Source organism: Corticimicrobacter populi (genome assembly GCF_003123725.1).
Classification (GTDB): domain Bacteria; phylum Pseudomonadota; class Gammaproteobacteria; order Burkholderiales; family Burkholderiaceae_B; genus Corticimicrobacter; species Corticimicrobacter populi.
Genome location: NZ_QETA01000006.1, coordinates 121,964 through 141,935, shown reverse-complemented (window position 1 = coordinate 141,935; position 19,972 = coordinate 121,964). Strand labels below are relative to the sequence as shown.

20 protein-coding genes are annotated in these 19,972 nt (G+C 62.8%); 11 read left to right on the top strand and 9 right to left on the bottom strand.

Annotation, left to right across the window (positions count from 1 at the left end):
• Position 1 precedes the first annotated feature (1 nt).
• Both DD235_RS13690 and waaC read right to left on the bottom strand, forming a co-directional pair.
• Complete coding sequence (locus DD235_RS13690) at positions 2-1,378, bottom strand: 3-deoxy-D-manno-octulosonic acid transferase (protein WP_109062661.1); 1,377 nt, start codon at positions 1,376-1,378, stop codon at positions 2-4.
• Positions 1,378-2,349, bottom strand: a complete 972-nt coding sequence (gene waaC / locus DD235_RS13685; protein ID WP_109062660.1) for a lipopolysaccharide heptosyltransferase I — start codon at positions 2,347-2,349, stop codon at positions 1,378-1,380. Before waaC ends, DD235_RS13690 begins: the two co-directional genes overlap by 1 nt.
• A gap of 80 nt (positions 2,350-2,429) precedes the next feature.
• Here waaC and DD235_RS13680 point away from each other — a divergent pair, with 80 nt between their 5' ends.
• Positions 2,430-3,857: an MFS transporter gene (locus DD235_RS13680; protein WP_420810469.1), complete on the top strand. Its 1,428-nt coding sequence runs from the start codon at positions 2,430-2,432 to the stop codon at positions 3,855-3,857.
• A 63-nt stretch (positions 3,858-3,920) separates the two neighbouring features.
• Here DD235_RS13680 and DD235_RS13675 read toward each other — a convergent pair whose 3' ends face one another.
• The 4 genes from DD235_RS13675 to aspS are packed head-to-tail and all read right to left on the bottom strand — an operon-like array spanning position 3,921 to position 7,264.
• Complete coding sequence (locus tag DD235_RS13675; protein ID WP_109062658.1) at positions 3,921-4,271, bottom strand: hypothetical protein; 351 nt, start codon at positions 4,269-4,271, stop codon at positions 3,921-3,923.
• 27 nt (positions 4,272-4,298) lie between these two features.
• Positions 4,299-4,568, bottom strand: coding sequence for an immunity protein TriTu family protein (locus tag DD235_RS13670; RefSeq protein ID WP_204524244.1), 270 nt, complete (start codon positions 4,566-4,568; stop codon positions 4,299-4,301).
• Between the two features lie 4 nt (positions 4,569-4,572).
• Positions 4,573-5,433, bottom strand: coding sequence for an endonuclease/exonuclease/phosphatase family protein (locus DD235_RS13665; RefSeq protein ID WP_109062657.1), 861 nt, complete (start codon positions 5,431-5,433; stop codon positions 4,573-4,575).
• Positions 5,434-5,473: 40 nt separating this feature from the next.
• Complete coding sequence (gene aspS / locus DD235_RS13660) at positions 5,474-7,264, bottom strand: aspartate--tRNA ligase (protein ID WP_109062656.1); 1,791 nt, start codon at positions 7,262-7,264, stop codon at positions 5,474-5,476.
• 131 nt (positions 7,265-7,395) lie between these two features.
• Between aspS and DD235_RS13655 the strand changes: the two genes are divergently transcribed.
• The 10 genes from DD235_RS13655 to DD235_RS13610 all read left to right on the top strand — a co-directional run bounded on the left by DD235_RS13655 (position 7,396) and on the right by DD235_RS13610 (position 17,596).
• Positions 7,396-8,106, top strand: a complete 711-nt coding sequence (locus tag DD235_RS13655; protein ID WP_239990156.1) for a potassium channel family protein — start codon at positions 7,396-7,398, stop codon at positions 8,104-8,106.
• 219 nt (positions 8,107-8,325) lie between these two features.
• The gene (locus tag DD235_RS13650; protein ID WP_109062655.1) at positions 8,326-9,561 is read left to right on the top strand and encodes a thiamine pyrophosphate-dependent enzyme; all 1,236 of its coding nucleotides are present in this window, start codon (positions 8,326-8,328) and stop codon (positions 9,559-9,561) included.
• 3 nt (positions 9,562-9,564) lie between these two features.
• Positions 9,565-10,578 (top strand): alpha-ketoacid dehydrogenase subunit beta, encoded by a 1,014-nt coding sequence (locus tag DD235_RS13645; protein WP_109062654.1) that lies wholly within the window; start codon positions 9,565-9,567, stop codon positions 10,576-10,578.
• Between the two features lie 3 nt (positions 10,579-10,581).
• The gene (locus tag DD235_RS13640; protein ID WP_109062653.1) at positions 10,582-11,889 is read left to right on the top strand and encodes a dihydrolipoamide acetyltransferase family protein; all 1,308 of its coding nucleotides are present in this window, start codon (positions 10,582-10,584) and stop codon (positions 11,887-11,889) included.
• Positions 11,890-11,997: 108 nt separating this feature from the next.
• Positions 11,998-13,185: a cystathionine beta-lyase gene (gene metC, locus DD235_RS13635; RefSeq protein WP_109062652.1), complete on the top strand. Its 1,188-nt coding sequence runs from the start codon at positions 11,998-12,000 to the stop codon at positions 13,183-13,185.
• 189 nt (positions 13,186-13,374) lie between these two features.
• Positions 13,375-14,607, top strand: a complete 1,233-nt coding sequence (locus DD235_RS13630) for a pyridoxal phosphate-dependent aminotransferase (RefSeq protein WP_109062755.1) — start codon at positions 13,375-13,377, stop codon at positions 14,605-14,607.
• A gap of 180 nt (positions 14,608-14,787) precedes the next feature.
• Positions 14,788-15,414 carry a 2OG-Fe(II) oxygenase gene (locus DD235_RS13625; RefSeq protein WP_109062651.1) on the top strand — a complete coding sequence of 209 codons (627 nt, stop codon included), beginning with the start codon at positions 14,788-14,790 and terminating at the stop codon, positions 15,412-15,414.
• A 48-nt stretch (positions 15,415-15,462) separates the two neighbouring features.
• The gene (locus tag DD235_RS13620) at positions 15,463-16,311 is read left to right on the top strand and encodes a LysR family transcriptional regulator (protein WP_109062650.1); all 849 of its coding nucleotides are present in this window, start codon (positions 15,463-15,465) and stop codon (positions 16,309-16,311) included.
• Between the two features lie 108 nt (positions 16,312-16,419).
• Positions 16,420-17,133, top strand: coding sequence for an aspartate/glutamate racemase family protein (locus tag DD235_RS13615; RefSeq protein ID WP_109062649.1), 714 nt, complete (start codon positions 16,420-16,422; stop codon positions 17,131-17,133).
• A gap of 106 nt (positions 17,134-17,239) precedes the next feature.
• Entirely contained in the window at positions 17,240-17,596 is a 357-nt protein-coding gene (locus DD235_RS13610) for a carboxymuconolactone decarboxylase family protein (protein ID WP_109062648.1), read from the top strand.
• Between the two features lie 81 nt (positions 17,597-17,677).
• On the opposite strand, the gene DD235_RS13605 is transcribed toward DD235_RS13610, so the two are convergent.
• Genes DD235_RS13605 through DD235_RS13595 form a run of 3 tightly spaced genes read right to left on the bottom strand, consistent with a single transcriptional unit; the run spans position 17,678 to position 19,863 of the window.
• Positions 17,678-18,415, bottom strand: a complete 738-nt coding sequence (locus DD235_RS13605; protein WP_109062647.1) for an amino acid ABC transporter ATP-binding protein — start codon at positions 18,413-18,415, stop codon at positions 17,678-17,680.
• 18 nt (positions 18,416-18,433) lie between these two features.
• Positions 18,434-19,105 carry an amino acid ABC transporter permease gene (locus tag DD235_RS13600; RefSeq protein ID WP_109062646.1) on the bottom strand — a complete coding sequence of 224 codons (672 nt, stop codon included), beginning with the start codon at positions 19,103-19,105 and terminating at the stop codon, positions 18,434-18,436.
• 2 nt (positions 19,106-19,107) lie between these two features.
• Complete coding sequence (locus tag DD235_RS13595; RefSeq protein ID WP_109062645.1) at positions 19,108-19,863, bottom strand: amino acid ABC transporter permease; 756 nt, start codon at positions 19,861-19,863, stop codon at positions 19,108-19,110.
• Positions 19,864-19,972 lie beyond the last annotated feature (109 nt).

Below are 19,972 nucleotides of genomic sequence, written 5' to 3'. Positions count from 1 at the left end.
CTCAGAAATAGGCAGCCAGCACCCTCAACGCCCGCTCGGTCGCACCGCGATGCGCAGCCACCCACTCGCGTGCCGCCGCTGCACGCCGGGCACGCTCTGATGACTGGTCTATCCAGGACTGCGCCACGGCCAGAGCCAGCGGCAAATCCGGCACCTGCTCGATAGCACCGGCGGCACAGCCATCCACCACGGCCTGCTCGAAATTCCAGGTATTCGGCCCCACCACGGCAGGCGCACCGGCGGCACAGGCCTCAATCACGTTCTGCCCGCCCATGGGTGCAAAGCTGCCTCCCATGAGCACCACATCGGCCGCAGCATAGTAAAACGGCATCTCGCCCAGCGAATCCCCCAGCAGAACCGTGGCATTGCGCAGGGCCTGCATATCATCCTCGTGGCCTTCGGCCATCCGCTCCAGCGTTCCCAGTGTCGAACGCCGCAGCAGTGTGCCATCCAGCCCGGCCAGGATACCCGCAGCCTCGTCGAAACGCTGCGGATGACGCGGCACGACCAGCCAGAGCGGCGTCTGTGCCACACTTTCTGCTGACGAGGCAACAGCGACCCGTACGTTTCCTGCCTGCGTCACCGGCATTGCAGCCCCGCTCGACGGCATCGCCACCTTCACCGCATCGATCAGCATCTGCTCTTCGCCATCACGCGCACTGGCCAGCAACACGACCGGGCGACCCAGCGCACGACGCCATGCATGACCAGCCGCCAGCAACGGCTCCGGCAAGCCCATGTCGAACTTGAGATTGCCCATCACGCTGACCTGCCGGGCTCCTGCCTCGCGCAGCCGCTGCGCATCCATTTCCGTCTGCGCCAGCACGTCATCCAGGCTCGCCAGCGCAGGCCCGAGCAATGCCCGAAAACGCAGCGCCTGCCGCAGGCTGGATGCCGAGAACCGGGCGCTGACCATCACCATCGGCACCCGCGCCTGTTCGGCTGCGGCGAGCAGATTGGGCCAGATCTCCCGCTCCATCAATACACCGCAACGGGGTCGCAGCGCCTGCATGAAGCGCCGCGTTGCGCCTGGAAAATCATAGGGCTGCCAAAGCTGCACCAGTTGGCCTTGCTCGATGGCCTGCGCAAACAGCCGCGCGCCCTCGGCACGACCTGTCGCCGTCATGTGCGTCATCACCACCGTCTGACCGGCCAGCAGCAATGCACGCACCAATGGCTCGGACGCACGCGTCTCGCCCAGGCTGACGGCGTGCATCCAGACCGCGCCCTGTGGCAATACATGATCGCCATAGCGGCCAAAGCGCTCGCCACCCATCACCTGCCATCGCCCGCCCGAACGGCGTGCCCGACGAGCCAGCAGCAGCCAGACCAGTGGTGCCAGCACATAAAGCAGTAGGGAATAGAAAAAGCGAGCCATCACTCAAAAGCCAGCGCCTGCTCGACCGCCTGCAGCACCTGGTCGCGTGACGGCGACAGGCCACGATCCCCCAGACTGGCTGTGTAGGCTGCGCCGACCAGCGGCGTGCGCACCGGCGTGGACGCTCGATAGATGCCGATGGTCGGGCGCGCCAACGCTGCCGACAGATGGGTCAGCCCGCTGTCCAGGCCCACCATCAGGCGAGCGCCACTCAACAGCCGCGCCGTTTCGGTCAGCGTCATGCGCGGCACGACCTCGACACGCGAACGACCAGCCACGAGCTGCTGGGCCCGCTCGGCTTCGCGCGCATTGCCCGACAATATCCTGAGATCCAGCCCGGCCAGCGCCAGGCGGTCAAAGACCGCGTGCCAGTCCGCCTCGGGCCAGAGCTTGTCGTCCCGGCTGGCCGACGGCATGATCACGGCATAGGGTGCCACCCCATCGACCGTTTTGCCTGCTTCGGGCCGGAAGAACTGGGACAGGCCGAAATCGGGTTCGCCTTCGTAGTGGTAGCCGAACGTCTGTGCCGCCAGCTTGCGCTGGCGCGTCACGGCGGGCTGCCAGAACTCGACCCGGTGACGACGCTGATAGAACAAGGTCGCCAGGGGTTCGCGAGCAGATTTCCAGTCCAGGCCATGGCGCACCCCCTTGGCCAGCCGTACCATCCAGACGGACTTGAGCAGAGCCTGCATATCAAGCACCACGTCATAAGGCTCGACCTTCAGGCGTGCCGCCAATGCGGCCCGCTCGGAACGGGAGCGTGCCGACCACCAGTCCTTGCGCCAGCGCCGATGCGCCACCGGAATGACATGGCGCACGGCAGGGTGCCAGCCGGGGATTTCGGCAAAGGCTTCTTCGACCACCCAATCGATCTTGGCACCGGGAACATGCCGCGCAATATCGGAAATGGCTGGCAACATATGCACTAGATCGCCCAGCGATGATGTGCGTACAATCAGGATTCGGGTCATGGAAGCGCTCATAATTACCCGCCATTCTAGCGAAATTTTTGTCGGGCACCGCGCATGCGCCCTGCTCGCCATCCAACCTTATGCCCACTCCATCAGATTCTTCCACCGCCACTGACGCGCCCTGTACGTCACCGGCGGAGCTCAGCCGTCGCCAGTTATTGATGGCCATGCTCGGCGTCTCGGCCACACTGGTCCTGGCAGCCTTCGACTCCACCATCATCGCCACCATGCTGCCACGCGTGGCCGAAGCGCTCGACGGCATGGACCTGTACGCCTGGGTCGGCACCGGCTACATGCTCTCGACATCGATCGCCATTCTGATCTTCGGACGGCTGGGCGACATGTACGGCCGCCAGCGGCTGATGCTGGCCTCGGTGGTCATCCTCGCGCTGGGCGGGCTGCTGTGCGCCACCGCGCAGAATATGGCGCAACTGGTTCTGTGGCGTGCCCTGCAGGGTGTCGGCGGCGGCATGATGATCGCGACCGCCTTTGCCGCGCCAGCCGACCTTTTTCCCGACACGGGCCAGCGCGTGCGCTGGATGGCCATGCTGTCAGCCGCCTATGCGGTCGCCAGCGGTATCGGTCCCTTCATGGGCGGAGCCATCACCGAAGCACTGGGCTGGCGTGCCACCTTCCTGCTGGTCACCCCGCTCACGGCACTGGCAGCCTTCGTGCTGCTGTTCCGTTTTTTCCCGGATTTCCGTCCCCGGCACGATCCTGAACGTCGCATCGACTGGCGCGGCGCGGGCCTGCTGGCACTGGCGTTGGGTGCGCCCCTGGCCGCCCTCGAACTGGGCCTGGCTCCCGGCGAACACAGCCATCCCTGGCTGGCCCTGATCCTGCTGACATGCGGTCTGGCCGCCCTCGCCGTACTGATTCCGCTGGAGCGGCGTCTGGCCTGGCCGATCTTTCCATTGCGCATCCTGGCCCTGCGCCAGACCCGCCTGCTGACGCTGGTATCCGTCTACGTAGGTGCCACCATGTTCATCCTGATCTACTACAGCCCTCTGCTGCTGCAACAGGCGCTGGGCTACGAACCGGGGGCCAGCGGCCTGCTGATCACGCCCCTGGTCGTCGCCATCCCGATCGGCAGCATCATCAATGGCCGGATCTTTCCTCGCCAGACCGAACCGCAACGCCTGTTGGTATTCGGTTCGCTGCTGCTGGCCGCCGGTTGCCTGATGACGCTGTTCATCGGCCAGGGCAGTCCGATTGCCTACATCCTGCTGGCGTTTTTCGTGAGCGGCCTGGGTCTGGGCTTTCTGCTCCCTAACCTGACCCTCATCATGCAGATGCTGAGCGACCGGCGCGACATCGGCCTGGGCTCTGCCCTGGTACAGACCGCCCGCAGCACCGGCAGCGCGGTCGGGGTCACTGTGCTGGGCCTGGTGATCGCACGCCTGACAATCGAGTCCGGCATCCGTACCGGCCTGGCCTGCTGTATCGCGCTGGCCCTGCTGTGCGCCTGGACCTCGACCCGCATCAAGATGAAGAACCTGCCGGATTGAGTGTTGCAGCAATGAGCCGCCGGACAACCCGGCCGTCAATCCCGACGATGAGAGCCGAATCAATCAGACCGCATTATAGAAATCGTGCAGGTCCTCATCGATATTCAGACACACCTCGACGTCACCCTTTTTATAGGTCAGTGACAATGTGCCCTTCTCGCCCATGCCTTCGATCGCCCTGACGCCATCCAGGACACAGAAAAAACCAAAAACAGCGCTATCAGCCACCTCCTCCAGGAGATGCCTGATCATGGCCTGCTCTTCTGCGCTCTTGCTGTTGTAGTACGCCGACATGGCGAGCAGGGCAGGGGCTGGCCTGCGTCCCGGCGGAGCAGTCAAAATGGACACAGTCCCCTCTACAGCCGAGTCTCTGACCTCTCGCCGGATCACCTCAACAAACTCTTCAGCATTCATTTTTTACTGCCTGTCTTAAATACGCCATCACCGGCACGCCATCTGCAGCAGAAACACCTGGAACGCGGCCACCAGCGCTGCGCTGCCCGACAGGTCCATCCGCTCATTGAGCACATAGTGGCCATCCCGAGCGTCCATGACTTCCAGCACGCATGAGCCATCATTCCAGGCCGTGAAGCGGCCCAGCCGATGATCAGTGTCGATATCTACCACCAGGCTTTCCGACAGGCCGTGCCGGTGCGTGACGGGCGCATAGTCGCCACAGGACTGCACATGACGCTTCAATTCGGACAGCATCCGCTCAGGGCAATTCAAGCTCGGTCACGATAGGGGCATGGTCCGACAGTTGCGTCCATGGCTTGCCGCGCAGCACCCGCGCCGAGCGTACGGCAAAGCCGCGCTGGTAGATGCGATCCAGCCGCAGCCAGGGGAAAGCCGCCGGGAAGGTGCGTGGCGGCGGCAACGGCTCGTAGCCGCCCTCATGGCCAAGTTGGTGACTACGCTGATGCGCACGGCTCAAACCGGCACCACGCTGCAATGCCTGGCGCAGCGCCTTCACGGAATCCCGCAGTCGCGGCATGCCAATATTGGATGTGTGCTGCGCGTAGGAGAACACCTCGTGCAACCCCAGTCGCTGCACGAACAGGGGCGACAGCCGGTTGGTCCAGTCGTTGAAATCGCCGGCAATCAGCACCGGTGCATTCGCCGGCACCAGCCGCTCGATACGGTCGGCCAGCGCCTGCACCTGACGCACCCGACTGACAGCGAACAGTCCCAGGTGCACCACAAAGCAATGCACCTCGGTTTCCTGCACGAACACCTTGGCATGCAGCAGCCCGCGCTGCTCGAGCGCATGATCGGAGATGTCCTGGTTTTCGAAACCGATGATGGGGTAGCGCGACAGCAGCGCATTGCCGTGGTCGGTTTCCCGACGCACCGCATTGCGGCCGTAGGCCACCTCGAACTGCAGGCCGGCGGCCAGCGCCTCGTGCTGGGCATCGAGAATGCCGCTCTGGGCGTTGCGCCCCTGCACTTCCTGCAGAAAGACCAGGTCCGGCTGCAGACCATACAGGCCAAGCCGCACGTCGTACAGGCTTTCCCTGCCGCCCAGTGCGGAGCGGCCCTTGTGGATGTTGTAGCTGACGACCCGCAGGATGGACATAGGCGGCCCGGCTGCGGCCGGAGCCGCAGCCCACGAAGGGTTATTTGACTTCGGTCTGGCGCAGGCGGATGTGCAGTTCGCGCAGCTGCTTTTCATCCACGGACGAAGGCGCTGCGGTCAGCAGGCACTGGGCGCGCTGCGTCTTGGGGAAGGCGATCACGTCGCGGATCGAATCGGCACCGGTCATCATGGTGACGATACGATCCAGGCCGAAGGCAATCCCGCCGTGCGGAGGCGCACCGTACTGCAGCGCATCCAGCAGGAAGCCGAACTTCTCGCGAGCTTCCTGTTCGTCGATCTTGAGGGCGCGGAACACCTTGCTCTGCACTTCCTCGCGATGGATACGCACCGAGCCGCCACCGATTTCCCAGCCGTTGAGCACCATGTCGTAGGCCTTGGCCAGCGCCTTGCTGGGATCCTTGGTGAGGAAATCCTCGTGGCCATCCTTGGGGCTGGTGAAGGGATGATGCGCCGCCACGTAGCGGTTGTCGTCCTCGTCGTATTCGAACATCGGGAAGTCGACCACCCACAGCGGCTTCCAGACATTGTCGAACAAGCCGTTGTTGCGACCGAACTCGCTGTGACCGATCTTGACGCGCAGTGCGCCGATGGCATCGTTGACTACCTTGGCCTTGTCCGCGCCGAAGAAGATCAGATCGCCATCCTGGGCTTCGGTCCGCTTGAGCAATTCGGCCAGCGCAGCATCATGGATGTTCTTGACGATGGGTGCCTGCAGGCCCTCGCGGCCCTTGGCCACTTCGTTGACCTTGATCCAGGCCAGGCCCTTGGCACCGTAAATGCCGACGAACTGGGTGTAGCTGTCGATCTCGCTGCGCGAGAGCTGGGCACCGCCCGGCACACGCAGGGCCACCACGCGGCCGCCGACCATGTTGGCCGCACCGGAGAACACTTTGAAGTCGACATCCTTCATGACGTCGGTCACATCGGTGAACTCGAGCTTGACGCGCAGGTCGGGCTTGTCGGAACCGAAGCGATCCATGGCTTCCTGCCAGGTCATCTCGGGGAACTCTGCCGGCAGCGACACGCCCTGGACCTTGTTGAAGACATGACGGATCATGCCCTCGAAGATCTCGCGAATCTGCGTTTCGTTGAGGAACGAGGTCTCGCAGTCGATCTGGGTGAACTCGGGCTGGCGATCGGCACGCAAGTCTTCGTCGCGGAAGCACTTGGTGATCTGGTAGTAACGGTCGAAACCGGCCACCATCAGCATTTGCTTGAAGAGCTGCGGCGATTGCGGCAGCGCGAAGAAATGACCGGCATTGACGCGCGACGGCACCAGGTAGTCACGCGCGCCTTCGGGCGTGCTCTTGGTCAGCATCGGAGTCTCGATGTCGATGAACCCCAGTTCGTCGAGGTACTTGCGCACTTCGATCGACACACGATAGCGCAGCATCATGTTGCGCTGCATCTGCGGACGACGCAGGTCGAGCACGCGATGCGTGAGGCGCGTGGTCTCGGACAGGTTGTCATCGTCGAGCTGGAACGGCGGCGTGACCGATGCGTTCAGGATTTCGATGTCATGGCAGAGGATTTCGATCTCGCCCGACTTCAGGTCGGCATTGGTGGTGCCGGCCGGACGCTCACGCACCAGGCCGGTGATGCGGATGCAGAACTCGTTGCGCAGGCTCTCGGCCGTCGCGAAAGTATCGGCACGGTCGGGATCACACACGATCTGGGCCAGTCCGGCTCGGTCGCGCAGGTCGATGAAAATCACACCGCCATGGTCGCGGCGACGATGCACCCAGCCGAAAAGGGTGACGATCTGACCCAGTTGATCGCGGCAAACCTCACCGGTGTAGCAGGTACGCATGAAGGGAACTCCGACAGGGGAATGTAAAGACAATCAATCATTATAGTGCAGGGAAACGGCCTGCCGGCTGCGGTAAGATGCGACTGCGCGGCCGGGAACACCTCGGTCCATGCCTGATACCGACACGCGACATGACCTCCGTTTCCCCTTCCGCCCGATCTCGCTGGCATACGCTGGCCACCGATATTTCCAACATCATGGGCATCGTGCTTTCGCTGGCGCTGGTCATCAGCATGTCCGTGGAAGCCTTTACCAGCCCGACCATGTTCGAGCAGCAGATCTACAACGACATACAGCTGTGGGTATGCCTGTATTTCCTGGCAGAACTGTTCGTCATGCTGTGTTACGCGGAGCACAAGGGTCGCTATCTGCTGCGCAATCTCCCGTTGCTGCTGCTGTATATCCCCTATCAGAGCCTGCTGGCGCACTTCGCCGTAGAGCTGTCCGACGAAACCAGCTACCTGCTGCGCCTGCTGCCCATCGTGCGCGGCGGCGTGGCCCTGGTCATCCTGACTCGGATGACAATCAAGAATCGCATCAACAGCCTGTTCGTGACCTATATCGCGATTTTTCTGGTGCTCTGCTATTTCCAGATACTGGCTTTCTATATCTTTGAAGCCAACATCAACCCCCTGGTAAAGAACTACGGCGATGCCCTCTGGTGGGCCGCGATGACGGTCACGACGCTAGGCTCCAACATCGTGCCGGTCACGACCACCGGCAAGATTGCCACCGCCGTGCTGGCTGTCATCGGGATGACGACCTTCCCGATTTTCACGGTGTATATCACGACACTGGTGCAGAATCTGAACCGCAAGCCAACATCTCCTCACCAGTCCTGAGTCCAGGCAGTTGCCAACGCATCAGGCTCGCCGGCCCATGCGTTCTCCACACCAGGTTTCCCCCTACTGCCTCGTCCCGCCCTTCTCTGATACAGTGCCTTCATAACAGTGGCCGCCTCGCCCATCCGGCGCACACGGCCACAGTCGCCCGTACCGGCATCCCGCGATACGCGGCGACATCCATGCAAGCCAGACACAATCTGCGCAGGAGACAAGGCCATGACCGCATCACAGGGATCACTCCGCCTGCACGTGCCCGAGCCCTCCGGCCGGCCCGGACAGCGCACCGACTTTGCCTACCTCAGGCTGAGCCCGGCAGGCTCGCTGCCTCGCCCCCCCATCGATACGCCCTATCGCGACACGCTGCCGCTGGCCGACGGACTGATCCGCGTACTCAATGACGACGGCCAGGCGATCGGCCCCTGGGATCCACAGGCCGATCCCGGCCTGCTACTGCATGCCCTGCGCCTGATGCTGCTGACGCGGGCCTTCGATGCCCGCATGGTCATTGCCCAGCGCCAGAAGAAAACCTCCTTCTACGTCCAGAGCCTGGGCGAGGAAGCCGTCGGCATCGGCCAGGCCCTGGCGCTGCACGCCGACGACATGTGCTTTCCGACCTACCGCCAGCAGGGCATCCTGCTGGCACGCGGCATGCCCATGACCGACATGATGTGCCAGTTGTTCTCCAACAGCCGTGACCCGCTCCTGGGCCGCCAGTTGCCGGTCATGTATTCCTCCAGGACTCATGGTTTCTTCTCCATTTCCGGCAATCTCGGCACCCAGTTCGTCCAGGCCGTAGGCTGGGCCATGGCTTCGGCCATCAAGGGCGATACACGCATCGCCTCGGCCTGGATCGGCGACGGCTCGACCGCCGAAGCGGACTTCCACACGGCGCTGACCTTCGCCCAGGTCTATCGGGCACCGGTCATTCTCAACGTCGTTAACAATCAGTGGGCCATCTCCACTTTCCAGGCGATCGCCGGCGGCGAAACCACCACCTTTGCCATGCGGGGCGTCGGCATGGGCATTGCCGCGCTGCGGGTCGATGGCAATGACCTGCTGGCCGTGCTGGCCGCCTCGCGCTGGGCTACCGAACGCGCACGCAGCAATGCCGGCCCGACCCTGATCGAATGGGTCACCTACCGGGCCGGACCACATTCCACTTCGGATGACCCGTCCAAGTACCGTCCTGCCGACGACTGGACTCACTTTCCTCTGGGCGACCCCATCGAACGACTGCGACGGCACCTGACCGCACAGGGTCTGTGGTCGGATACGCAGCATGAAGCGGCTCTGCGCGACATCGAAGCCGAAGTACTGGCCGCCCAGAAGGAGGCCGAACGCCACGGCACCCTCGGCGATGGCCGCCCCGATCCGGGAGCCGACCTGTTCGAAGACGTCTATGCCGACCTGCCGCCGCACCTGGTGCAGCAACGCGCACAACTGGAGGGCTGAGCCATGGCGACCATGACCATGATCCAGGCCCTGCGTTCGGCCATGGATATCATGCTGGAACGGGATGAGAACGTCGTGTTGTACGGCCAGGACGTCGGCTACTTCGGTGGTGTATTCCGCTGTACCGAAGGCCTGCAGGCCCGCCACGGGCGCACCCGCGTCTTCGACGCGCCGCTGTCCGAAAGCGGCATCGTCGGGACGGCCATCGGCATGGCGGCCTACGGCCTGCGCCCCGTGGTGGAAATCCAGTTCGCCGACTATTTCTATCCGGCCTCGGACCAGATCATGTCCGAAGCCGCACGCCTGCGCCACCGCTCGGCCGGCGACTTCACCGCCCCGATGGTGATCCGCATGCCCTGCGGTGGAGGCATCTACGGCGGCCAGACCCACAGCCAGAGTCCCGAGGCGCTGTTCACCCATGTGTGCGGCCTGCGCACGGTGATGCCTTCCAACCCCTACGATGCCAAGGGCCTGCTGATCGCCGCCATCGAGAGTGACGACCCGGTCATTTTCCTCGAACCCAAGCGGCTCTACAACGGCCCCTTCGACGGCCACCACGACCGCCCGGTCACGCCCTGGTCAAAGCATCCGATGAGTGACGTGCCCGAGGGCTACTACCGCGTGCCACTGGGCGTACCAGCCATCCATCGTCCCGGCCAGGCCGCGACCGTCCTGACCTACGGCACCATGGTGCACGTGGCAGCCGCCGCCGTGGCAGAAAGCGGCATCGATGCCGAGATCATCGACCTGCGCACCCTGTGGCCCCTCGACATCGAACCGCTGGCAGCCTCCGTGCGCAAGACCGGGCGCTGCGTCATCGTGCACGAAGCCACGCGCACGGGCGGCTTCGGTGCCGAACTGGCGGCGCTCATGCAGGAGCACTGTTTCTATTCGCTGGAGTCGCCCATCGAGCGTGTCGCGGGCTGGGACACCCCCTACCCGCATGCGCAGGAATGGGCCTACTTTCCATCGCCGGCCCGCATTGCCGCCGCGCTGCGACGCGTCATGGAGGAATGAGGCATGCCCATCCACACCATCAAGATGCCGGACATCGGCGAAGGTATTGCCGAGGTCGAACTGGTCGGCTGGCACGTCCGCGAAGGAGACCAGGTCAGTGAAGACCAGCCGCTGGCCGAAGTCATGACCGACAAGGCAGCCGTCGAGATTCCTTCACCCGTAAATGGCCGGGTCCAAACGCTGTGCGGCACACTGGGCGAGATGATCGCCGTCGGTGCCCCGCTGATCCATATCGAACTGGCGGACGACAGCGCCCCACCCACACAGCCTGTGGCCGTCCCCACTAACCAACAGGATCCCACCTCCCCTCAGGCAACCTGCCCGAGCCCCATTACATCTGTCGAACCTGAGCCGGCAGCAGCCTGTCGCCAGGCCACCCACCCGCGCCCCCTAGCCTCGCCCTCCATACGCCGTCGGGCGCGTGAACATGATATCGATCTCCATGCACTCCAGGGTAGCGGCCCAAGCGGGCGTATCGTTCACAGCGACATAGACACGGCCTTGGCACGCACACACCCACCGCATGGCACCGCCGGCCACCCGGCACACGCTACACCGGCCAACCCGCCTCCTGTTACCGCCGCAACCAGCCCCACGGTACGCACCGGCACGCAACAGATCCAGGTCATCGGCCTGCGCCGCCGGATCGCCGAGAAAATGCAGGCGTCCATGCAGCGCATTCCGCATTTCAGCTATGTCGAAGAGGTCGACGTGACCGATCTGGAAGCACTGCGACAAGCGCTGAATATCGAATACAGCGCAACACATGGCAGGCTCACCCTGCTGCCATTCCTGATCCAGGCCCTGGCGCGGGCCACCGAGGCCTTTCCGCAGATCAATGCCTGCTACGACGACGAGGCCGGCATCATCACCCGCCACGCGGCCCTGCACCTGGGCATCGCCACTCAGACCCCCGGCGGCCTGGTCGTCCCGGTCCTGCGCCATGCGGAATCGCGTGACCTGTGGGGCAATGCCGCGGAGATCACGCGCCTGTCGCATGCCGCACGCGAAGCGCGCCTGCCCCGCGAAGTTCTGTCAGGCTCCACGCTGACCCTGACCAGCCTGGGTGCCCTGGGCGGCATTGCCAGCACCCCCATCATCAACCATCCCGAAGTCGCCATCGTCGGGGTCAACCGGCAGGTCGAGCGCCCGGTGGTACGTCACGGACGGATCGAAGTGCGCCGCATGATGAACCTGTCTTCGTCCTTCGATCACCGCGTCGTGGATGGCATGGATGCAGCGCGCTTCATCCAGGAGCTGCGACGCCTGCTGGAGACACCTGCATTGCTGTTCCTGCCGGCCCCCGGCTAGCAGAATCCGCCGATCCTTGCGCGCTGTGAGCATAGCGGCGGAATATAGATAGTGGATCTGCCCTGACGGCAGTGGCGCCAATGCGAGGTGCCCGCTATCATGCTTCGCATGAACAAGACACACCACATTGATACCCGCCTGATGCACACCGGCAGCGCGCCGTTCGACCCTGCCACGGAGTCCGCGCCGGTCAGCCTGCCCTCCATCCGTACCAGCACCGTCCGCTTCAAGAGCCTGGACGCGCTCGACCGGGCCATCGCACGACGCGCCAGCGGCGAACGGATCGCCGCCTACGGCCGTCAGGGCCTGGACACGCACCGCGCCTTCGAAGACCTGATCTGCGAACTCGAAAACGCCACGCACAGCTACATCGCCCCCTCCGGCATGGCCGCCATCACGCTGGCCTTCATGGCCCTGCTCGATGCCGGCGACCATGCGCTGGTGGCCGACTGCGTCTACGGGCCGACCCGCATCCTGGACCACTCCCTGCTGGAGCGGATGAATATCGAGGTCACCTACTTTTCCGCACAGGACGACCTGGCCGCGCTGGTGCGTCCCAATACCCGCCTGCTGTACGTCGAATCGCCCGGTTCGCTGCTGTTCGAAACCCTGGACCTGCCTGCGCTGGCCACCTTCGCACAGCAACATGACCTGGTGCTGGCCAGCGACAACACCTGGGGCTCGGGTTATCTGTACCGTCCGCTCGATCTGGGCGCGCAGGTCTCGGTCATCGCCGCCACCAAGTACATCGCCGGCCACTCCGACGTGATGCTGGGTGCGGTCGCCACCAACGACGCCAAAACCGCTGCCCGACTGGCCAAGGCCCACTACGCGCTGGGCTACTCGGTCAGCGCCGACGACGTCTGGCTGGCACTGCGCGGCGCACGTACCCTGCCACTACGCCTGGAGCAGCACGCCCGCAACGCGCTCGAGGTCTGCCGCTTTTTTGCCAGCCGCCCCGAGACGGTACGCATCTTTCACCCCGCCTGGCCCGACGATCCCGGCCATGCGCTGTGGCAACGCGATTTCCATGGTTCCAACGGCATGCTGTCGGTGGCGCTGGCGCTCGAACCGGCGCAAGCACGGCGCTTCGTCGATGCGCTCACGCTGTTCGGCATCGGTTTCTCGTGGGGCGGTTTCGAAAGCCTGGTGCAACTGGTCGAACCCTCCCTGATCGCTCCGCACGGCTACTGGACGCTGGCACCGCATGCCCTGGTACGCCTGCAAATCGGACTGGAACACGTCGACGACCTGATCGCTGACCTGCAGCAGGCCCTGGATGGCGCTCAGGCCTGATCCCCTCGGCAGATCGCTTCATCGGGCTACCTGACGCCTGATCGTTGCGCATTTGCCGGCCTCATGGTCTGCCCCGACCAACGGCCTATATGCCGTTGCGGGCGCAGGTGGCACAATATGCGATTACGGTCCGCTTCCTCGCGAAGCGGACTCCGCCCTTTCGGCGGCCCGATGCCGCAGGCCATTTCCATGAAGCCCATCCACAAATCCAGCAAGCTCGCCCACGTTCTCTACGATATCCGCGGCCCCATCATGGATCGCGCCAAACAGATGGAGGACGAGGGCCAGAAAATCATCAAGCTAAACATCGGCAACCTGGCCGTATTCGGCTTCGATGCCCCCGAGGAAATCCAGCAGGACATGATCCGCAACCTGCCCAACTCGGCAGGGTACTCCGACAGCAAGGGCATCTTCGCAGCGCGCAAGGCAGTGATGCACTACACCCAGGCGCAGGGCATCAAGGGTGTTGGCCTGGAAGACATCTACCTCGGCAACGGTGCCTCGGACCTGATCGCCATGGCGACCAATGCCCTGCTCGACGACGGCGACGAACTGCTGCTGCCCGCCCCCGACTATCCGCTGTGGACCGCCGTCACCAGCCTGTCCGGCGGCACGCCAGTGCATTACCTGTGCGACGAAAGCAAGGGCTGGATTCCCGACCTGGAGGATATCCGCGCCAAGATCACACCCCGCACCAAGGGCATCGTGGTCATCAACCCCAACAACCCCACCGGCGTGCTCTATCCCGACAGCGTCCTGCAGGGCATCATCAAGATCGCACGCGAGCATGGCCTGGCCATCCTGGCCGACGAGGTCTACGACAAGGTGCTGTATGACGGAGCCAGGCACACGGCCATTGCCAGCCTGTCATCGGATGTCCTGACCCTGACCTTCAACTCGCTGTCCAAGAGCTATCGAGCCTGTGGCTATCGGGCCGGCTGGATGATCGTCTCGGGCGACAAGAGCCTCGCCAGCGACTACATCGAGGGCCTGAACATGCTGGCCAACATGAAACTGTGCGCCAATGTGCCTGGCCAGTGGGCGATACAGACCGCCCTGGGCGGCTACCAGAGCATCAATGACCTGGTCTGCGAGGGTGGCCGCCTGCGTCGCCAGCGCGACCTGGCCTACAAGCTGATCACCGCCATCCCGGGCGTCACCTGCGTCAAGCCGCATGGCACGCTGTACATGTTCCCCCGCCTGGACCCGGAGATCTATCCGATCCAGGACGACCGCCAGTTCTTCGTGCAACTGCTGGAGGCCACCCGCGTGATGCTGGTACAGGGCACCGGTTTCAACTGGCCCCATCCCGACCATTTCCGCATCGTCTTCCTGCCACACGAGCCGGACCTGCGCGAAGCCATCGGGCGCATCGCCACATTCCTGGAAGGCTACCGCAACCGGCACGCCAAGAAAGCCTGACCGAACGATCGTCCTGGCACTGACCATACCGGCTGCAGAAAATCCTCTGTGGCCGGTTTTTTTTCAGATAAAATTCGCTCCCCATCTACCGATTTTCTGATGCTGCGGCCACATCATGGCGCTGTGGCAAGGAGACTGCGATTCGAGTCGTTCCGGTGTTTCCGCTGAGCAGGATGGATCATGACGCAGCCGCTTGATACGCTGCTCGATCTCTTAGAAACCCAGGGCTGGGCCATGTCGGACGACATCATCCCGCCGGAACTGACACATCGTTTACGCACGGAAGGCATGCAGCGCTGGCAACAGGGCGAATTCCATGCTGCCCGCATCGGACGACAACAGCAGGAAGGCCGCCATCCGGAAATACGCGGCGACACCATCTGCTGGCTGGACCACGACAATCGGCAACCGGCCAGCAGCGAATTCCTGGCCTGGACCGACGAACTGCGCACGCTGCTCAACCGGCATTTCTACCTGGGCCTACGCCACCTGGAAATGCACTACGCGCGCTACGACTCCGGCATGGGCTATGCCCGGCACATGGACCAGCATCGCGGCATGCCTTATCGCATGATCACCATCCTGCTGTACCTTAATCCCGACTGGCAACCTGGCGACGGTGGCGAGTTGCGCCTGTTCGAAGCTGACGATCCCGAACGCGAATTCCACCGTCTCGAACCGCTGGCCGGCCGTCTGCTGCTGTTTCGCAGCGACCTGATCCCGCATGAAGTCCTGCCCTGCACCCAGCCCCGCTGGAGCCTGACCGGCTGGTTCCGCACCGATGATCCGGCCCTGCTGCCGACCTGATCTGCCAATACTGAACCATCAGGCCCTACAATTCTCAATATGAGAAACATGGACCTGGATGATCTGGACATTTTCCGCTGCGTGGTCCGCGAGGGCGGTATCGCGCGTGCGGCCGCCCGCCTGCATCGTGTTCCGTCCAATATCACGACCCGCATCAAGCAACTCGAGGCACGCCTGGGCGTTGCCCTGTTCCGCAAGCAAGGACGCAGCCTCGCCCTGACCGAGTCCGGACAGACCCTGCTGGGCCACGCCGAACGCCTGCTGTTGCTGGCAGAACAGGCCGAGCAGGAGGTCCGCAATGGCACCACCCACGGTACCCTGCGACTCGGCTCGCTCGAAAGCACGGCCGGTGCACGCCTGCCATCCCTGCTCTCGACCTTCCATCTGCAGCATCCTGGCATGTCGATCGAACTGCAGACCGGGATCACCGACACGCTATTGCGCATGCTGGCTCGCTTCGAGATCGATGCGGCCTTTATCGCTGAGCCCTTCGAACCCGGCAGGTTCAGCAGCCGTCCCGCCTTCAATGAAACCCTGACGCTGATCTCGGCCCAGGGTACGCCACGCATCCACAGTGCAGCCGACCTGAGCGGCCAGACCCTGGTCGTCTTTCCGCATGGCTGCTCTTATCGTCGCCGCCTGACGGAATGGCTGGCCGAAGAAGGCGTGACACCCGGCCGGATACTCGAATTCGGCTCCTACCATGCCATCATCGCCTGCGTGGCCGCCGCAACGGGGATTGGCATTATCTCGACCGAACTGCTCGACCATGCCGTACTGGGCAATGCCGTGCAACGTCACCCCCTGCCCGACAGGCTGCGTCTCAACCGTACCCATCTGGTCTGGACCGATCAGCCTGGCGCACCGCTGCAGGCATTGATGGCCCTGTTGCCATGATAAATTTCCCAAAAACAGAAATATTGAACAGAATTATTCAATTTTCATAAATTATTCTGCTCGTTAGACTCCCGATAACGCATCCATTCTTTTTCATCGGGATTTTTCATGACCCTGCGCACCCTCGGACTGATCGGCGGAATGAGCTTTGAAGGCTCGGCTGTCTACTATCGAAAAATAAACGAAGCCATCCACCAGCACCTGGGTGGACTGCACTCGGCAGAACTGCTGATGCGCTCCATCGACTTCCAGCCTATCGTCGATATGCAACGCAGTGATCGCTGGGAGGAAGCGGGCCAGGCATTGGCAAAGGCCGCCCGCGCCCTGGAGGCTGGCGGGGCAGACTGCATCATGATCTGTGCCGTCACCATGCATCTGGTGGCCGACGCAGTAGAAACGGCCACTGCACTGCCCTTCATCCATATCGTCGATGAAGTGGCCTCCCGCCTCAAGGCGGCCGGACGCGTCCGGCCTCTGCTGCTGGCCACACGCTACACGATGGAAAACGGCTTCTATCCGGCTCGCATGAAGCCGCATGGCATCGACGTCATGGTGCCCGATGCGCCATCTCGTGAACGTATCCACGAGATCATTTTCAATGAACTCAGTATTGGCAGGGTAGAAGACCTATCGCGCCAACAGTTGGTCGACATCATCGAAACCGCCAGGACGCAAGGTGCAGACTCGGTCATTTTTGGCTGCACCGAGATCTGCATGATCCTCGATACAGATACCCTGCCACTGCCAGGCTTCGACTCCACGGCAATCCATATCGAGGCTGCCGTGGACTTTGCCCTGGGCAAGTCTGGCTCCCTGGCATAGCAGACATTTATTCGCTCATATCTAATTTAGATAAATCTAAATTATAATTCCGGTATCACCGCTGCCTGCCGGGCGGCATTCTCAAAAACAATCACCGGAGTTGTCCATGTCCGCGCCGCAATACAAGCAGCTGACCCAGTCCGTTTCGACCCAACTCGCGCAACTGCGCAAAACCCAGCCGGGCGTCATGAAAGGTTTTGCCGACATGGGCAAGGCTGCCATGGCAGGAGGGGCGCTTGACCCCAAAACCAAGGAGCTGATCGCACTGGCCATCGGCGTTGCCTCCCGCTGCGATGGCTGCATCGGGTTTCATACCCAGGCGCTGGCGCGGCTGGGGGCCAGTACGGAAGAAGTTCACGAAGCCCTGGGCGTGGCCATCTACATGGGCGGCGGCCCTGTCGCCATGTATGCCGCGAATGCAGTGGCCGCCTTCAACGAGGCCAGCCTGCCGGCCCAGGCCTGAAGGTCCCTCCGAACCGACGACAAAAATAAAACCCCGCCTGGCTGCATCAGCCAGGCGGGGTCGTTCATGACCAGAACGCGATCAGTGCGCCAGGATCTTGTGCAGGAAGTCCTTGGTACGATCCTTGCGGGCATCCGGGTTGCCAAAGAACTCCTGCGTGGGGCAGTCTTCCAGGATCTTGCCGCCCACATCCATGAAGATCACGCGGCTGCTGACCTTGCGCGCAAAACCCATTTCGTGGGTCACGCACATCATGGTCATGCCTTCCTGGGCCAGTCCGACCATCACGTCGAGCACTTCGCCCACCATTTCGGGATCGAGTGCCGAGGTCGGCTCATCGAACAGCATCACGATGGGGTCCATGCTCAGCGCACGGGCAATGGCCACACGCTGCTGCTGGCCACCCGACAACTGACCGGGGAACTTGTCCTTGTGCGCCAGCAGACCGACCCGCTCCAGGTATTTCAGGCCATGGGCATGGGCCTCGTCCTTGCTGCGACCCAGCACCTTGATCTGCGCCACCGTGAGATTCTCGGTGACCGACAGGTGCGGAAACAGCTCGAAATGCTGAAACACCATGCCCACGCGGCTGCGCAGCTTGGGCAGATTGGTCTTGGGATCATGCACTGCCGTGCCGTCAACCCAGATCTCGCCTTTCTGGAACGGCTCCAGCGCGTTGATGGTCTTGATCAGCGTGGACTTGCCCGAACCGGACGGCCCGGCCACCACCACCACTTCACCCTTTTCGATGCGGGTCGAGCAGTCGGTCAGCACCTGGAAGTCGCCATACCACTTCGAGACGTTTTTCATTTCAATCATGTTGTGCTTTCCTTCTGACTAGCGAATGATGGCAATCTTGCGATGCAGTTGCTTGACGCACCACGACAATGAATAGCAGATGATGAAGTAGGCCACGGCTGCCGCAACATAGGCCTCGATCGGGCGACCGAAGTTCTTGCCTGCGGTCTCGAAGCCCTTGAGCATGTCATAGGCACCGATAGCGTACACCAGCGACGTATCCTGAAACAGGATGATGGTCTGCGTGAGCAGCACCGGCAGCATGTTGCGGAAGGCCTGCGGCAGAATCACAATGCGCATGTTCTGCCCGTAGGTCATGCCCACGGCCTGACCGGCATAGACCTGTCCACGCGGAATGGACTGAATGCCGGCACGCATGATCTCGCTGAAATAGGCCGCCTCGAATGCTACGAAGGTAATCACCGCCGAGGTTTCTGCGCCCACAGAGAAGCCGACGATCAGCGGCATCAGCAGGAAGAACCACAGGATGACCATCACCAGCGGGATGCTGCGCATGCCATTGACGTAGATGGTCGCAGGCAGCACCAGCCAGCTCTTGCCCGACAGGCGCATCAGCGCCAGCACGGTACCCAGGGCAATGCCGCCCAGGGTCGCCACGACGGTCAGCCAGACGCTGAAGTAGAAGCCCTTGAGCACGTAGTCGCTGATCAGCGCCCAGTTGTAGAAACCGAAATCAAAATCGAAGCCCATGATCAGTGTCCTCCCTGGGCACCGCCCACGATGAAGCCCGGAATGCGGACGCGGTTTTCAATGAAGGCCATGACACGGTTGATGCCGAACGCGGTCACGATGTAGAGCGCCGTCACGCCCAGGTAGATCTCGATGCCGCGCGAGGTTTCTTCCTGCGCCTGCATGGCGAACATGGTCAGTTCTGCAATCGACACGGCAAAGGCCACCGACGAGTTCTTGACGATATTCATCGATTCACTGGTGAGTGGCGGAATGATGATCCGGAACGCCAGGGGCAGCAGCACATAACGGTAGTACTGGAAGGTCGTAAAGCCCAGTGCCATGCCTGCATAGCGCTGGCCGCGTGGCAAGGCCTCGATCCCGGCGCGTACCTGTTCGGCAATCCGGGCCGACGTGAAGACCCCCAGGGCACACACCACCAGCACGAAACCCGACACGCCACGCATCACCGGAAACAGAGACGGCACCACGTGATACCACAGGAAAATCTGTACCAGCAGGGGAATATTGCGAAAGATCTCCACCCACGCATTACCTGCCCGCACCCAGAAGCGGCTGTTGGGCAGCGTACGCAACGTGCCCACCAGAAAACCCAGCGCCAGCGCCAGGGCCAGGGATACCAGCGACACCGAAATCGTCCAGCCCCAGGCCGACATCATCCAGTCCAGATAGGTCACGCTGCCGTCTTTACCGAAGCATCCCTGTACCACTTGCTGGTCCAGGTTATCCTGGCAGAATACCTGCCAATCCCAATTCATACAGCCTCCCTACCGAGGTAGTTCCGTGCGTGCCGCGATCATGCCACGGCAACCCGCATCGGTGCAATTCCAATCAAAAACGCCCCTGCAGACCGGCTGTAGGGGCGTA

Excerpts from the sequence above, each read along its gene's own strand:
- DD235_RS13690 (WP_109062661.1), bottom strand. The coding sequence starts at position 1,378 with ATGGCTCGCTTTTTCTATTCCCTACTGCTTTATGTGCTGGCACCACTG.
- DD235_RS13645 (WP_109062654.1), top strand. The coding sequence starts at position 9,565 with ATGGCGACCATGACCATGATCCAGGCCCTGCGTTCGGCCATGGATATC.
- DD235_RS13640 (WP_109062653.1), top strand. The coding sequence starts at position 10,582 with ATGCCCATCCACACCATCAAGATGCCGGACATCGGCGAAGGTATTGCC.
- DD235_RS13605 (WP_109062647.1), bottom strand. The coding sequence starts at position 18,415 with ATGATTGAAATGAAAAACGTCTCGAAGTGGTATGGCGACTTCCAGGTG.
- DD235_RS13650 (WP_109062655.1), top strand. The coding sequence starts at position 8,326 with ATGACCGCATCACAGGGATCACTCCGCCTGCACGTGCCCGAGCCCTCC.
- DD235_RS13620 (WP_109062650.1), top strand. The coding sequence starts at position 15,463 with ATGGACCTGGATGATCTGGACATTTTCCGCTGCGTGGTCCGCGAGGGC.
- DD235_RS13670 (WP_204524244.1), bottom strand. The coding sequence starts at position 4,568 with ATGCTGTCCGAATTGAAGCGTCATGTGCAGTCCTGTGGCGACTATGCG.
- DD235_RS13625 (WP_109062651.1), top strand. The coding sequence starts at position 14,788 with ATGACGCAGCCGCTTGATACGCTGCTCGATCTCTTAGAAACCCAGGGC.
- DD235_RS13600 (WP_109062646.1), bottom strand. The coding sequence starts at position 19,105 with ATGGGCTTCGATTTTGATTTCGGTTTCTACAACTGGGCGCTGATCAGC.
- DD235_RS13610 (WP_109062648.1), top strand. The coding sequence starts at position 17,240 with ATGTCCGCGCCGCAATACAAGCAGCTGACCCAGTCCGTTTCGACCCAA.
- DD235_RS13595 (WP_109062645.1), bottom strand. The coding sequence starts at position 19,863 with ATGAATTGGGATTGGCAGGTATTCTGCCAGGATAACCTGGACCAGCAA.
- aspS (WP_109062656.1), bottom strand. The coding sequence starts at position 7,264 with ATGCGTACCTGCTACACCGGTGAGGTTTGCCGCGATCAACTGGGTCAG.
- DD235_RS13665 (WP_109062657.1), bottom strand. The coding sequence starts at position 5,433 with ATGTCCATCCTGCGGGTCGTCAGCTACAACATCCACAAGGGCCGCTCC.
- DD235_RS13655 (WP_239990156.1), top strand. The coding sequence starts at position 7,396 with ATGACCTCCGTTTCCCCTTCCGCCCGATCTCGCTGGCATACGCTGGCC.
- DD235_RS13680 (WP_420810469.1), top strand. The coding sequence starts at position 2,430 with ATGCCCACTCCATCAGATTCTTCCACCGCCACTGACGCGCCCTGTACG.
- metC (WP_109062652.1), top strand. The coding sequence starts at position 11,998 with ATGAACAAGACACACCACATTGATACCCGCCTGATGCACACCGGCAGC.
- DD235_RS13630 (WP_109062755.1), top strand. The coding sequence starts at position 13,375 with ATGAAGCCCATCCACAAATCCAGCAAGCTCGCCCACGTTCTCTACGAT.
- waaC (WP_109062660.1), bottom strand. The coding sequence starts at position 2,349 with ATGACCCGAATCCTGATTGTACGCACATCATCGCTGGGCGATCTAGTG.
- DD235_RS13675 (WP_109062658.1), bottom strand. The coding sequence starts at position 4,271 with ATGAATGCTGAAGAGTTTGTTGAGGTGATCCGGCGAGAGGTCAGAGAC.
- DD235_RS13615 (WP_109062649.1), top strand. The coding sequence starts at position 16,420 with ATGACCCTGCGCACCCTCGGACTGATCGGCGGAATGAGCTTTGAAGGC.